At 70.0% G+C, this 12,371-nt stretch carries 14 protein-coding genes; 10 read left to right on the top strand and 4 right to left on the bottom strand.

All coding sequences use genetic code 11. The annotated features are described in order from the left end of the window. Positions 1-31: 31 nt before the first annotated feature. Positions 32-928: a phosphoserine phosphatase SerB gene (gene serB / locus MKK49_RS13675; protein ID WP_244029255.1), complete on the bottom strand. Its 897-nt coding sequence runs from the start codon at positions 926-928 to the stop codon at positions 32-34. A 17-nt stretch (positions 929-945) separates the two neighbouring features. Between serB and miaA the strand changes: the two genes are divergently transcribed. After that, on the top strand, positions 946-1,908 hold the full coding sequence (miaA, locus tag MKK49_RS13670; RefSeq protein ID WP_244029253.1) for a tRNA (adenosine(37)-N6)-dimethylallyltransferase MiaA: 963 nt from the start codon (positions 946-948) through the stop codon (positions 1,906-1,908). Here miaA and MKK49_RS13665 read toward each other — a convergent pair. Next, positions 1,886-2,752: an NAD(P)-dependent oxidoreductase gene (locus tag MKK49_RS13665; RefSeq protein ID WP_244029469.1), complete on the bottom strand. Its 867-nt coding sequence runs from the start codon at positions 2,750-2,752 to the stop codon at positions 1,886-1,888. The genes miaA and MKK49_RS13665 overlap by 23 nt on opposite strands. 132 nt (positions 2,753-2,884) lie before the next feature. Beyond that, positions 2,885-3,922 (bottom strand): GTP 3',8-cyclase MoaA, encoded by a 1,038-nt coding sequence (gene moaA / locus MKK49_RS13660; RefSeq protein ID WP_244029251.1) that lies wholly within the window; start codon positions 3,920-3,922, stop codon positions 2,885-2,887. A gap of 158 nt (positions 3,923-4,080) precedes the next feature. Between moaA and MKK49_RS13655 the strand changes: the two genes are divergently transcribed. The 7 genes from MKK49_RS13655 to MKK49_RS13625 all read left to right on the top strand — a co-directional run bounded on the left by MKK49_RS13655 (position 4,081) and on the right by MKK49_RS13625 (position 9,682). Next, positions 4,081-4,548 carry a gamma-butyrobetaine hydroxylase-like domain-containing protein gene (locus tag MKK49_RS13655; RefSeq protein ID WP_244029249.1) on the top strand — a complete coding sequence of 156 codons (468 nt, stop codon included), beginning with the start codon at positions 4,081-4,083 and terminating at the stop codon, positions 4,546-4,548. 10 nt (positions 4,549-4,558) lie between these two features. Then, positions 4,559-5,935, top strand: coding sequence for an MATE family efflux transporter (locus MKK49_RS13650; RefSeq protein ID WP_244029247.1), 1,377 nt, complete (start codon positions 4,559-4,561; stop codon positions 5,933-5,935). Positions 5,936-6,103: 168 nt separating this feature from the next. Next, positions 6,104-6,676, top strand: coding sequence for an iron transporter (locus tag MKK49_RS13645; RefSeq protein ID WP_409565073.1), 573 nt, complete (start codon positions 6,104-6,106; stop codon positions 6,674-6,676). A gap of 2 nt (positions 6,677-6,678) precedes the next feature. Next, positions 6,679-7,020: a cupredoxin domain-containing protein gene (locus tag MKK49_RS13640; RefSeq protein WP_409565072.1), complete on the top strand. Its 342-nt coding sequence runs from the start codon at positions 6,679-6,681 to the stop codon at positions 7,018-7,020. A 17-nt stretch (positions 7,021-7,037) separates the two neighbouring features. Then, positions 7,038-8,438, top strand: coding sequence for a 4Fe-4S binding protein (locus MKK49_RS13635; protein WP_244029466.1), 1,401 nt, complete (start codon positions 7,038-7,040; stop codon positions 8,436-8,438). A gap of 40 nt (positions 8,439-8,478) precedes the next feature. Then, entirely contained in the window at positions 8,479-9,303 is an 825-nt protein-coding gene (locus tag MKK49_RS13630) for an FTR1 family protein (RefSeq protein WP_244029242.1), read from the top strand. Between the two features lie 7 nt (positions 9,304-9,310). Beyond that, positions 9,311-9,682: a tRNA-binding protein gene (locus MKK49_RS13625; protein ID WP_244029240.1), complete on the top strand. Its 372-nt coding sequence runs from the start codon at positions 9,311-9,313 to the stop codon at positions 9,680-9,682. 61 nt (positions 9,683-9,743) lie between these two features. On the opposite strand, the gene MKK49_RS13620 is transcribed toward MKK49_RS13625, so the two are convergent. Then, a complete protein-coding gene (locus MKK49_RS13620) occupies positions 9,744-10,079 on the bottom strand; it encodes a DUF167 domain-containing protein (RefSeq protein WP_244029238.1) in 336 nt (111 codons plus the stop codon). A gap of 181 nt (positions 10,080-10,260) precedes the next feature. On the opposite strand from MKK49_RS13620, the gene MKK49_RS13615 reads away from it, so the two are divergent. Continuing rightward, on the top strand, positions 10,261-11,145 hold the full coding sequence (locus tag MKK49_RS13615; RefSeq protein WP_244029236.1) for an HpcH/HpaI aldolase/citrate lyase family protein: 885 nt from the start codon (positions 10,261-10,263) through the stop codon (positions 11,143-11,145). 113 nt (positions 11,146-11,258) lie between these two features. After that, positions 11,259-12,365, top strand: coding sequence for an alkene reductase (locus MKK49_RS13610; RefSeq protein WP_244029234.1), 1,107 nt, complete (start codon positions 11,259-11,261; stop codon positions 12,363-12,365). The last annotated feature ends 6 nt before the right edge of the window (positions 12,366-12,371 follow it).

The following is a 12,371-nucleotide window of genomic DNA, read 5'->3' as shown; positions in this document are numbered from 1 at the left end:
AGGCCGCCTTCCGAAGGGAGGGCGGCCTTCTTCAGTTCACGAACTCGCTCGCCGCATAGCCCTGGAGGTAGAGCAGGGCGGTGAGGTCGCCGTGGTCGATGCGGACATGGGCGGCGGCGGCCACCGCGGGCTTGGCCCGGAAGGCGACGCCGAGGCCGGCCTCGGCCAGCATGTCGAGGTCGTTGGCGCCGTCGCCCACCGCCAGGGTCTCGGCCGGATCGAGGCCGAAGCGACTGCGCAGATTGACCAGGGTGGCGCGCTTCGTCGCCTTGTCGACGATGGGCTCGTGAACGGTGCCGGTGAGTGTTCCGTCCCTGACGCCGAGCGTCGTGGCATGGGCCTCGTCGAACCCGATCCTCTGCGCAACCGGCCCGGTGAACAGGGTGAAGCCGCCCGAGACGAGGCAGGTGTGGGTACCGTGGGCCTTGCACGTCTGCACCAGAGTCCGGGCGCCGGGCATGAGGGTGATGCGTTCGGCGATCAGGGTATCGATGACGCCGACGGGCAGGTCCCGCAGGAGGGCGACACGCTCGCGCAGGGCCGGTCCGAAGTCGATCTCCCCGCGCATGGCCCGGTCGGTGATGGCCGAGACCTGGGCGCGCAGGCCGACGGTGCCGGCGAGCTCGTCGATGCATTCCTGCTCGATCATGGTCGAATCCATGTCGGCGAGGAACAGGCGCTTGCGCCGGTGCGGGCCGGCGGGCAGGACGGCGATGTCGAAGGGCTCCGACGCGAACGCCGCGCGCAGGCGCCGGGCGAGGGCCGGCGCATCGGCCGGTGTTCCGGGCACCAGTACCTCGGCGGCGACCTCGCCGTGGAGGATGCGCGGCTGGTGCTCCGTGCGCAGGACCCGGCGGGTCTCGGCGAGGACCGCATCGGTGATGGCGGGGCGCGCGGGGTTTGCTATCAGGATCGCGACGAGGGACATCCGGGAGCTTCCACGCCTTGCCGCCGGTCACGGACACAGCACACGCGCACGGCCGGCCGGCGGCCATCCTCATCGCAGGGCCGACCGCCTCGGGCAAGTCGGGCCTCGCCACCACCCTGGCGCGGCGGTTCCGGGGCGTGGTGATCAACACCGATTCCATGCAGGTCTACGGGGATCTCCGCCGCCTCTCGGCCCGTCCGAGCGCGGAGGAGGAGGCCCTGGCCCCGCACCGCCTCTACGGCCACGTCGACGGCGCGGTGAACTACTCGGCCGGCCATTTCGCCCGGGAGGCGACTGGCCTGCTCGCCGGTCTGAGGGAGGAGAACTGCCTGCCGATCTTGGTGGGCGGCACCGGCCTGTACTTCCGCGCCCTGGAGGAAGGGCTCTCGGAGCTGCCGACCGTGCCCGACGCCGTACGGGCCGCGATCCGGGCCGGGGCCGAGGGACGGTCGACGGAGGCTCTCCACGCCGACCTCGCCGCCCGCGATCCGGCCGGCGCCGAGGCCCTGCGGCCGAGCGACCGTGCCCGGATCATGCGCGCCCTGGAGATCTACGCCGCCACGGGCCGGCCCATCGCCGATTTCCACGGGCAGCGCACGCCCGGGCCCCTCGCCGGCCTGCCCATGCTGAAATTGTTCCTCGCGCCCGAGCGCGAGGCGCTCCGCGCCGCCATCGACGCGCGGTTCGCCGCGATGATCGCGGACGGCGCCCTCGAGGAGGTCGCGGGCCTGCGCGAACGCCGCCTCGACCCGATGCTGCCGATCATGCGCGCGCATGGCGTGCCCGGCCTGATCGCCCATCTCGACGGGGCCATCGACCGGGCCGAGGCGATCCGGCGCGGTCAGGCCGACACGCGCCGCTACGCCAAGCGCCAGTTCACCTGGTTCCGCCACCAGATGGGCGGGGACTGGGCCTGGACCGCCCCGGAGGCGGCCCTGTCCCTCGCCGAAGCGCGGCTTACGTCTCCAGACGCGCGATGAGGCTCGACGTATCCCAGCGGTTGCCCCCCATGCCCTGCACGTCGGCGTAGAACTGATCGACCAGGGCGGTCACCGGCAATCTGGCGCCGTTGCGGCGCGCCTCGGCCAGGAGGATGCCGAGATCCTTGCGCATCCAATCGACGGCGAAGCCGAAATCGAACTTTTCGGCGTTCATGGTCCGCCCGCGATTCTCCATCTGCCAGGAGCCGGCGGCGCCCTTGGAGATCACGTCGAGGACCGCCTCGACGTCGAGTTCGGCCCGCTTGGCGAAGTGGATCGCCTCCGACAGGCCCTGCACCAACCCCGCGATGGCGATCTGGTTGACCATCTTGGTGAGCTGGCCCGAACCCGAGGGACCCATCAGGCGGCTCGCCTTGGCGAAGCTCAGGATCGCCGGCTCGACCCGGGCGTAGATCGCGGCCTCGCCGCCGCACATGACGGTCAGCGCCGCGTTCTCGGCACCGGCCTGACCGCCGGAGACCGGGGCGTCGATGAAGTGCAGGCCGGCCGCCTGCGCGACGTCGCTGAGTTCGCGGGCGACCTCCGCCGAGGCGGTGGTGTGATCGACGAAGACCGCACCGTTTTCCATGCCCGCGAAGGCGCCGTCCGAACCCAGCGTCACGCCGCGCAGGTCGTCGTCGTTGCCCACACAGGCGAACACGATCTCCTGGCCCCGGGCGGCCTCATGCGGGGTCGGCGCCGCTGCCCCGCCATGGGCCTTCACCCAGGCCTCGGCCTTGGCCGCCGTCCGGTTGTAGACGGTGACGGCGTGGCCGTGTCTGGCGAGGTGCCCGGCCATCGGCCCGCCCATCACGCCGAGGCCCAGGAACGCGACCTTCGCCATCATCCGTCTCCATCATCCAGTTTTTGCGATGGAGCGGGGTCTAGGTTCGATGGGGCACAGGGTCAAACCAGCGGGAGCCTCGGCCCGAGAAATGCGGCCCGGTTTTCGGACACGCCGATGCACCCCAAAAAATCAGCCGCCGGTGACGCTCATGTGGCGTCCCACCGCCGCCGGGCGGGCCCGCTCGATGACGAAGTCGTGGCCCTTGGGCTTGCGCGCGATGGCGTCCACCACCGCCTGGGTCACGAGGGCGTCGTCGGGGGAGGCGCGCAGCGCCGCGCGCAGGTCCGCCGCGTCCTCCTGGCCGAGGCACATGTAGAGCTTGCCCGTGCAGGTGAGGCGCACGCGGTTGCAGCTCTCGCAGAAATTATGGGTCAGCGGCGTGATGAAGCCGAGGCGCCCGCCGGTCTCGGCGATGCGGACATAGCGCGCCGGGCCACCCGTGCGGTCGGGCAGGGGGATCAGGGTGTAGCGTTGTTCGAGCCGCGCCCGCGCTACGGAGAGCGGCAGGAACTGGTCCGTGCGGTCACCCTCGATCTCGCCGAGCGGCATGACCTCGATGAGGGTCATGTCCATGTCGCCGCCATGCGCCCAGGCGATCATGTCGGCGAGCTCATCCTCGTTGACGCCCTTGAGCGCCACGGCGTTGATCTTGACTTTGATGCCGGCCCGCTGCGCCGCCGCGATGCCGTCGAGCACCGCCTTGAGGTCGCCGCGCCGGGTCACGGCCTTGAACTTGGCCGGGTCGAGGGTGTCGAGGGAGACGTTGACGCGGCGAACGCCGAGGTCGGCGAGTTCGGGCGCGAAGCGGCCGAGCTGCGTTCCGTTCGTCGTCATGGTCAGCTCTTCCAGCGCGCCCGTGCCAAGGTGGCGCGACAGGCGGCGGAACAGGTGCATGATGTCGCGTCGCACCAGGGGCTCGCCGCCGGTGATGCGCAGCTTGCGGACCCCGCGCCCGATGAACACCGCGCAGAGGCGATCGAGTTCCTCGAGGCTGAGGAGATCGCGCTTCGGCAGGAAGTTCATGTCGTCGGACATGCAGTAGACGCAACGCAGATCGCAGCGATCCGTCACCGAGATGCGCAGGTACGTGATCGCCCGCTGGAACGGGTCGATCAACGGCGCAGCAACGGGCGTCACGGGAGTGTCGACGGTGCGGGGACCCCACATGCGGGACTCTGAACTCTGATCTGGGGAAAGCACTGGCGTTTGGTCGCGTGACGAACCTAGCATGAAGAAGCATATGAGGTCTTGCACCCGCGCGGACAAGCGCGCACCGGGGCGACGCGTCCGCACGTGGGACCACGCCCCCTCTTCAGGAGCCAGCCATGGACCAACAGACCGTCGCTGCCGTCGCCGAGCGTTGGCCCACGGAGATCCGCCTGTCCGGCGACAAGCGCAGCCTCATCGTCGCCTTCGAGGATGGCGGGCGCTTCACCCTGCCTGCGGAATACCTGCGGGTGTCGAGCCCGTCCGCCGAGGTCCAGGGCCACTCGCCGGCCGAGCGCAAGGTGATCGGCGGCAAGCGCGAGGTCGCGATCCTCAACGTCGAGCCCGTGGGCAATTACGCCGTCAAGCTCACATTCGACGACATGCACGACACCGGACTGTTCGGCTGGGGCTACCTGTACGACCTCGGCCGCGAGTACCGGAACCGCTGGGCCACCTACCTGTCGGAGCTGGAAGAGCGCGGTCTGTCGCGCGATCCCGCCGTGAGGCCGGCCAAGAAGTCGACCGGGACGCCGGGCGAGGCTGCGGGCGGCGGCAGTTGCGGCACCGGATGCGGCTGCCACTGAAGGCGTGCCGATGAACGTCCGCGGCGCCCATCCGGTGCCGGCCACGAGCCGGCGCGTCCTGTCGCTGGCCCTGCCGATGACGGTCGCCAACGTGACGACGCCGCTCCTCGGCTTCGTCGGCGCCGCGGTGATCGGCCGGCTCGGCGATGCCGCGCTGCTCGGGGCCATGGCGCTCGGGGCCGTGATCTTCGACGCGATCTTCTGGTCGTTCGGGTCGCTTCGCATGGCCACCGCCGGACTGACCGCCCAGGCGGTGGGCGCCCGCGACGGCGCGGAGGTCGACCGGACCCTGGCGCGGGCGCTCGCCGCCGGCCTCCTCGTCGGCACGGCCATCGTGATCCTGCAGGGCCCCATCGGCCGGGGCGCCTTCGCCCTGAGCGGTGCCAGCCCGGCGGTCATCGCCGGCCTGTCGGACTATTTCCACATCCGCATCTTCGCCGCCCCCTTCACCCTGGCGAACTACGCCATCCTCGGCTCGGTGCTCGGGCGCGGCCGCACGGATCTCGGGCTCGTGCTGCAGATCGCCATCAACTGCGTCAACATCGCCCTGACCCTCGCGCTGGTGCTCGGTGCGGATCGGGGCGTCGCGGGCGCCGGCCTCGCGACGCTGCTGGCCGAAGCGGCCGGCGCCGGACTCGGCCTCACCCTCCTCGCCCGCCTCGGCTCGCATCCCTTCGCGGTGCCATGGAGAATCGTCGCCGATCCCCTGGCGCTCGCACGGATGCTCAGCGTCAACGCCGACGTGATGGTGCGGACCCTGCTGCTGGTCGCCTGCATCGCCGCGTTCTCGGCGCTCGGCGCGCGCTCGGGCGACGTGGTCCTCGCCGCCAACGCCGTGCTGTGGAATCTCTTCATGATCGGCGGCTTCTTCCTCGACGGTTTCGCCACCGCCGCCGAGACCCTGTGCGGGCAGGCCGTGGGCGCCCGCGACGAAACGGGTTTTCGCCGCGCCGCACGCCTGAGTCTGTCCTGGTGCCTCGCCTTCGGGGCCGCCATCGCTTGCCTGTTCCTCGTGACGGGTGGGGCCTTCATCGACGCGGTGACGACGAATCCGGAGGTTCGCGAGACGGCGCGGGCCTACCTCGTTCCGGCGGCCCTGGCGCCGCTGGTTGCAGCGCTCCCCTTCGCCTTCGACGGAATCTATATCGGTGCCACCTGGACCCGGGCCATGCGCAACCTGATGATCGCGGCGTCCGGCACCTACGGCCTCGCCCTGCTGACCTTCCACGCCCTCGGATTCGGCAATGCCGGACTCTGGGCCGCGTTCCTGCTCCTGCTCGGCGGCCGCGGCATCGGTCAGGCCCTGGCCTATCCGGGCCTGACCACGCGGACGTTTTCCCCAGCTGTGGAGACCGCGCTGCCCTGTCCGGCACGCCAGGGCGCATGATCGCGGTCTATTGTGCGCTGGCAAGACCACGAACCAATAGACGGACTTCCAGGACAAGCTTTGCTTCGGGAAAGTCAGGCAATCCCTGAATTAGAACGATTCCGATGTGGTAATGTGACGAAGAAGCCTCTTTGCTTGCCTTCGCGGCTGGTCTACGCGCTCAGGACCATGCGAGAGACTCTCATGACCGCAAGATTGCTTCCGTCCCTTCTCCTGGCCGGCTTCCTCACTGCCAGTTCGGTCCTTCCCGTCCTGGCGAAGGAGACGCCCATCGGGCCGCACGTGATCCAGAACGGCCTGGAGGTCGCCGCCGTCTATCTCCAGCCCATCGAGATGGACCCACCGGACATGATGCGCGCCGCGGCGGCGTCCGACCTGCACCTCGAGGCCGACATCCGCGCCGCCAAGGACAACCGCAACGGTTTCGCCGAGGGTGATTGGGTGCCGTCGCTTGCCGTCTCGTTCGAGCTGACGAAGCTGGAGGGCGAGGCCGCCACGGGCCCGAAGGTCACCGGCACCCTGATGCCCATGGTGGCCAACGACGGTCCGCATTACGGCGACAACGTCAAGCTGTCGGGTCCCGGTCGCTACCGCCTCAAGCTCACGGTGGCGCCCCCCGGCGCGGGCCAGCATTTCGGCCGTCACGTCGACAAGGAGACCGGGGTCGCCGAATGGTTCAAGCCGTTCGACGTGACCCAGGACTTCACCTTCGCGGGCATCGGCAAGAAGGGCGCGTACTGAGCGTGACCCGCCCCTCGCACCTGCTCGCCGCCGCGCTGACGGCCGGCACCCTGGCACTCGGGTGGCCGGCCCTCGCCGAAGATCTGCCGGTGATCAAGGTCGAGATGCGCGATGGGGAAATCATCCCCAACGTCATCGAGGTGCCGGCCAACACCCGGTTCAAGCTCGAGATCACCAACACGGGCAAGAGCCCCGTCGAGTTCGAGAGCACCGAACTGAAGCGCGAGAAGGCGCTCGCCGCCGGTGCGACCTCGTCCATCGTGTTCCGCACCATCGATCCCGGCCGCTACGACGTGTTCGACGACTTCCACCCGGAGTCCAAAGCCGTCCTCGTGGCGAAGTAAATCGAATGGCGAACCCCATGGCGGCATCGGCCTTCATCACACCGGGCGAGGCCTGGGTCGACGCCAAGCTGGCCGGCCTCGGCCAGTGGCTCCAGCGCAACGGCGGCATCATCCGCACGATCCAGTGGATCGTCGTGGCGATCTACCTCGTCCTCGTGGCGGTGCCGGCCTTCCTGCCCCTCCCCGGACGCACGGCGCACCTGTGGAACGACCTGACCGTGTTCGCCCAATTCGCGTTCTGGGGCATCTGGTGGCCGTTCGTGCTGGTGAGCATGGTGGTGGTCGGGCGCGCCTGGTGCGGCATCCTCTGCCCCGAGGGCACACTGACGGAATTCGCCAGCCGCTGGAGCCTGGGCCGCGCCGTGCCGCGCTGGCTCACCTGGGGCGGCTGGCCGTTCGTGGCGTTCGCCGGTACCACGGTCTACGGCCAGATGGTCAGCGTCTACGGTTACCCTAAGCCGGTGCTCGCCGTGCTCGGCGGCTCGACGGTGGCGGCCATCGCCGTCGGCCTGCTCTACGGCCGCAACAAGCGGGTGTGGTGCCGCTACCTCTGCCCCGTCAACGGCGTCTTCGCCGTGCTGGCCAAGCTCGCCCCCGTGAGCTTCCAGGTCGACCACGCCGCCTGGGCGGCATCGCCGAAGCCCCGAGGTGAAGCCTTCAACTGCGCCCCCCTGGTGCCGGTGAAGACCATGAACGGGGCCGGGGCCTGCCACATGTGCGGGCGCTGCAGCGGCTATCGCGGGGCCGTGCGCCTCGCCCGCCGTTCCCCCACCCACGAGATCGTCAACGTCGCCGGCAACGAGCCGAGCCTCGACCAGACCGCCCTCATCCTGTTCGGCATGATGGGCCTGGCGGTGGGCGCGTTCCAGTGGTCGTCGAGCCCGTGGTTCATCGAGGCCAAGCAGTGGCTTGCCACATGGCTCATCGAGCGCGGCATCGCCTGGCCCCTGGAGACGACCCTGCCATGGTTCGTCCTCACCAACTACCCCGAGCACAACGACGTGCTCAGCCTCCTCGACGGCGTGCTGCTACTCGCCTACATCGCCGCCTCGGCGATCATCCTCGGCCTGTCGCTCTCGGGCTTCGTGGCGCTGGGAACACGGGCCCTCGGGGCGTGGTCGTGGGCGCGCTTCCACCACCTCACCCAGACCCTGATCCCGGTGGCGGGCTGCGGCGTGTTCCTCGGGCTCTCGGCCCTCACCGTGACGTTCCTGCGCGGCGACGGGCTCATCATCCCCTACGTCTCCGAGCTGCGTGTGGGGCTCCTCCTCGCGAGCAGCCTGTGGAGCACCTGGCTCGCGTGGCGGGTGTCGGGGCTCTACGCGGCCGGCCCGCGCCGGCTCGCCGCGACGCTCGCCATCGCGGCCGCCTGCGGTCTCTCGGTGTTCGGCTGGGTGCTGCTGTTCTGGATCTGGTAACCCGCGCTGCCTCCCGGCGCGCACACAAGGATATCCGCGCATGATCGGCGCTTTCGTCATCGCCTTCCGCGAGGTCATCGAGGCCGGCCTCATCGTCGGCATCGTCATGGCGGCGACCCGCGGCATTGCCGGGCGCGGCCGCTGGATCGCCCTCGGCATTCTCGGCGGCCTCGCCGGCGCCGCCCTCATCGCCCTGTTCGCGGAAAAGATCTCCGACGCCTTCGAGGGCGCCGGACAGGACATCCTCAACGCCGCCGTGCTCATCGTCGCCGTGCTGATGCTGATCTGGCACAACACCTGGATGAGCAAGCACGGCCGGGAACTGGCCGGCGAGTTGCGCGCGGCCGGCGACAAGGTCCGCACCGGCCAGACCACGGCCGCCGCCCTCGCCCTCGTCGTCGGTGCGGCAATCCTGCGGGAGGGCGCCGAACTCGTACTGTTCCTCTACGGCCTCGTGGCCTCCGGCACCTCCGGCCTCGACATCCAGTTCGGGGCGCTGGCCGGCGTCGCCGTCGGCGCCGCGCTGTCCAGCGTGAGCTATTTCGGTCTCGCCGCCATTCCGACCCGCTACGTGTTCTCGGTGACGAGCGCGCTCATCATCTTCCTCGCCGCCGGCCTCGCCTCCCAGGCGGCGCAGTTCCTGCTGAATGCCGGCGTGGTCACGGTCCTCGACCGGCCCCTGTGGAACAGTGCCGCCATCCTGCGCGAGGACAGCCTCGCCGGCCGGGTGCTGCACGCGCTGGTGGGATACACCGACCGGCCGAGCGTGCTCCAGGGCGTGGTCTATCTCGGCACCATCCTGGTCATGGTCGCCCTGATGCAATGGTCGTCGGCCGACAAGCGCCGGCAGGTCCGCACGGTCTGAGGCGGGCATGCACGTCAGCCACGCGCCCGACGCCCCGGCGGCCGAGGCCATCGCGTTCGACGACTTCCTGGCCGTCGACATCCGGGTCGGCACCATCGTGTCGGCCGAGCCGTTCCCGGAGGCGCGAAAAGCCGCCCTGAAGCTTACGATCGATTTCGGCGGCCCCATCGGCTTGAAGCGGTCGAGCGCGCAGATCACCGAGCATTACCGGGCCGAGGACCTGCCCGGCCGTCAGGTGGCGGCGGTGGTGAACTTTCCGCTGCGCCGGATCGGGCCGTTCCTGTCCGAGGTGCTGACCCTCGGCTTTCCCGATGCCGACGGGGCGGTGGTGCTGTTCGCGCCGGACCGGGCGGTGCCGAACGGCGGGCGCCTGTTCTGAGCGTCCGTGATCGCGTGAGGGTTCGGGCGAGACCGGTCCCCCCGCATCCGCCGCGTGGGGCCTACCGGCGCAGGGACGCGCCCGCGATCCATTTCGCGAGGCGGTCGGCCAGAACCGCCGGATCGCCGGCGAGCGCCACCATCTTGTGGCGTGCCGTCTGCCCCGACACGATGCGGATGTCGCCGCGCCGCAGATCCAGGATTTCGGCGAGATAGGCGACGAGCGCCGTGTTGGCCGCGCCCTCCACGGGCGGGGCGGCGACGCGGAGTTGCAGGGCGATCCGCCCGTCCGCTCCGGCGACGAGGCCGTCGAGACCCTTGCGGCCGGCGCGCGGCGTGAGCCGGACGGCGAGGCGAACGCCGTCCGAGCCGATCGAATAGGGCAGGGATCGCGTCAAGGCACCCTCGGATTCGGGATCGATGGGCCGTGTGGAGACGGCGGCGTTCCGCGGAGCTTACAGCAGCCGTCGTCTGCGCGCGCCGCGAACCAGCGAAGGATCCGCCATTCGGCGAGCCCCTGCGGGGTGCCCCGGCGCCGATGTTGCATTAAGGTGCGCGGCGTTTTCACGGGAACCCTCGATGTCCGACCTCCGCCTCCGCCGCAGCGTGCTGTACATGCCCGGCTCGAACCAGCGCGCCCTCGAGAAGGCCCGGACGCTGGCCGCCGATTCGCTGATCCTCGACCTCGAGGACGCGGTGGCGCCCGATGCCAAGGAAATCGCCCGCGAACAGGTCTGCGCGGCGGTCAAGGAAGGCGGCTACGGGAGCCGCGAGATCATCATCCGGGTCAACGCCCCCCAGACGCCCTGGGGCGAATCCGACCTCAAGGCGGCCATCGAGGCCCGGCCCGACGCGATCCTGATGCCGAAGGTGTCCTCGCCCGCCGTGCTGGAGAGCATCGCCAATCATCTCGAGGCCATGGAGGCGCCCGACAGCATCGCCGTCTGGGCGATGATCGAGACCCCGGCGGCCATCCTCAACATCCAGGACATCGCCAAGGCCCGGCGCGACCGGCGCACGCGGCTGACCGGCTTCGTGCTCGGGACCAACGATCTCGCCAAGGATACCTGGGCCCAGCTCGTCCCCGGCCGCGTGCCGATGCTGCCGTGGATGATGTTCACCCTCGCCGCCGCCCGCGCCGAGGGCCTGATCATCCTCGACGGCGTCTGGAACGACATCGGCGACGTGGACGGCTGCCGGGCCGAGTGCCAGCAGGCGCGCGACCTCGGCTTCGACGGCAAGACCCTGATCCATCCCAACCAGATCGAGCCGGCCAACACCTGCTTCGCCCCCACGGAGGAGGAGGTGCGCCGCGCCCGCATCGTCATCGAGGCCTTCGACAAGCCCGAGAACCTCAAGCGCGGCGCCATCAAGATCGAGGGCCGCATGTACGAGCGCCAGCACATCGGCATGGCGCGACGCGCGGTGAACTGGTCGGAGGCGATTGCGGCGAAGGGGCAGTAGCGGGGCGGGCCCGCCATGCGCTGAGGGCGGGAACAGGGGCGGGGAAGCGGGGCTTTCCCCGCTGACGGTGCGCCGCACGGCGGTGCGCTCCCACAAGGACCTCCATCCCCCGCATGAGCCCGATCCTCGAACCCTACACCCTCGGCGACCTCGCTTTGAAGAACCGCGTCGTCATGGCGCCGCTCACCCGCAGCCGTTCGTCGACCGACGGCGTGCCGCCGGATTTCGCCGTCGATTACTACGCCCAGCGCGCCAATGCGGGCCTGATCATCTCAGAGGCGACGAACATCTCGCCACAGGCCGTGGGCTACGCCCTGACGCCCGGTATCTGGTCCGAGCCCCAAGTCGAGCGCTGGAAGACGGTCACCGCCGGCGTCCACGCCAATGACGGGCGCATCTTCCTGCAGCTCTGGCATACGGGCCGCATCTCGCACCCGGACGTCCAGCCGAACGGCGGCCTGCCCGTCGCGCCCTCGGCGATCAAGCCTGAGGGCATGGCGTTCACCGAAAAGGGCATGCAGCCCCACGTCACCCCGCGTGCCCTGGAGACGGATGAGATCCACGGCATCGTCGAGGATTACCGCCGCGCCGCCGAGAACGCCAAGGCGGCCGGCTTTGACGGTGTCGAGATCCACTCGGCGAATAACTACCTGCTCGAACAGTTCGTGCGCGATTCCACCAACCACCGTAACGACCAGTACGGCGGCTCCATCGAGAACCGCCTACGCTTTCCGCTGGCCGTGGTGGAGGCCGTGACCGAGGCCTGGGGCGGCGGCCAGCGCGTCGGCATCCGCCTGTCGCCGGCCACCACCGAGCCCGGCAAGACGGCGCTGGACAGCGATTCGAAGGCGACCTTCGGCGCCTATGTCGAGGCCCTGAACGGGTTCGGCCTGCTTTACGTCCACACCATCGAGGGCGTGACCCAGCAGAGCCGCGACGTGCCGGACGAGGTGGATTTCGGGCAGATTCGCAAGCGCTTCAAGGGCGCCTATATCGGCAACAACCAGTACACCCTGGAGCTTGCCGAGAAGGATCTGAAGGAGGGCCGCGCAGATCTGTTCAGCTTCGGCCGCCCCTACATCGCCAATCCGGACCTCGTGGAGCGCCTGCGCACGGGCGCACCCCTCGCCGAGGCCCCGAAGACGTACTGGTACGGCGGCGGCGCCAACGGGTACTCGGATTGGCCGGGGATGAACGGGCCGGTGCGGATCGTGCGGTAGGGCGTT

It is taken from the genome of Methylobacterium sp. J-090, assembly GCF_022829345.1.
Taxonomy (GTDB): domain Bacteria; phylum Pseudomonadota; class Alphaproteobacteria; order Rhizobiales; family Beijerinckiaceae; genus Methylobacterium.
Note: the sequence above shows the minus strand (reverse complement) of the source record. Positions and strands in the feature narration are given on the sequence as shown.

Excerpts from the sequence above, each read along its gene's own strand:
- serB (WP_244029255.1), bottom strand. The coding sequence starts at position 928 with ATGTCCCTCGTCGCGATCCTGATAGCAAACCCCGCGCGCCCCGCCATC.
- MKK49_RS13665 (WP_244029469.1), bottom strand. The coding sequence starts at position 2,752 with ATGGCGAAGGTCGCGTTCCTGGGCCTCGGCGTGATGGGCGGGCCGATG.
- moaA (WP_244029251.1), bottom strand. The coding sequence starts at position 3,922 with ATGTGGGGTCCCCGCACCGTCGACACTCCCGTGACGCCCGTTGCTGCG.
- MKK49_RS13655 (WP_244029249.1), top strand. The coding sequence starts at position 4,081 with ATGGACCAACAGACCGTCGCTGCCGTCGCCGAGCGTTGGCCCACGGAG.
- MKK49_RS13650 (WP_244029247.1), top strand. The coding sequence starts at position 4,559 with ATGAACGTCCGCGGCGCCCATCCGGTGCCGGCCACGAGCCGGCGCGTC.
- MKK49_RS13645 (WP_409565073.1), top strand. The coding sequence starts at position 6,104 with ATGCGAGAGACTCTCATGACCGCAAGATTGCTTCCGTCCCTTCTCCTG.
- MKK49_RS13635 (WP_244029466.1), top strand. The coding sequence starts at position 7,038 with ATGGCGGCATCGGCCTTCATCACACCGGGCGAGGCCTGGGTCGACGCC.
- MKK49_RS13630 (WP_244029242.1), top strand. The coding sequence starts at position 8,479 with ATGATCGGCGCTTTCGTCATCGCCTTCCGCGAGGTCATCGAGGCCGGC.
- MKK49_RS13625 (WP_244029240.1), top strand. The coding sequence starts at position 9,311 with ATGCACGTCAGCCACGCGCCCGACGCCCCGGCGGCCGAGGCCATCGCG.
- MKK49_RS13615 (WP_244029236.1), top strand. The coding sequence starts at position 10,261 with ATGTCCGACCTCCGCCTCCGCCGCAGCGTGCTGTACATGCCCGGCTCG.
- MKK49_RS13610 (WP_244029234.1), top strand. The coding sequence starts at position 11,259 with ATGAGCCCGATCCTCGAACCCTACACCCTCGGCGACCTCGCTTTGAAG.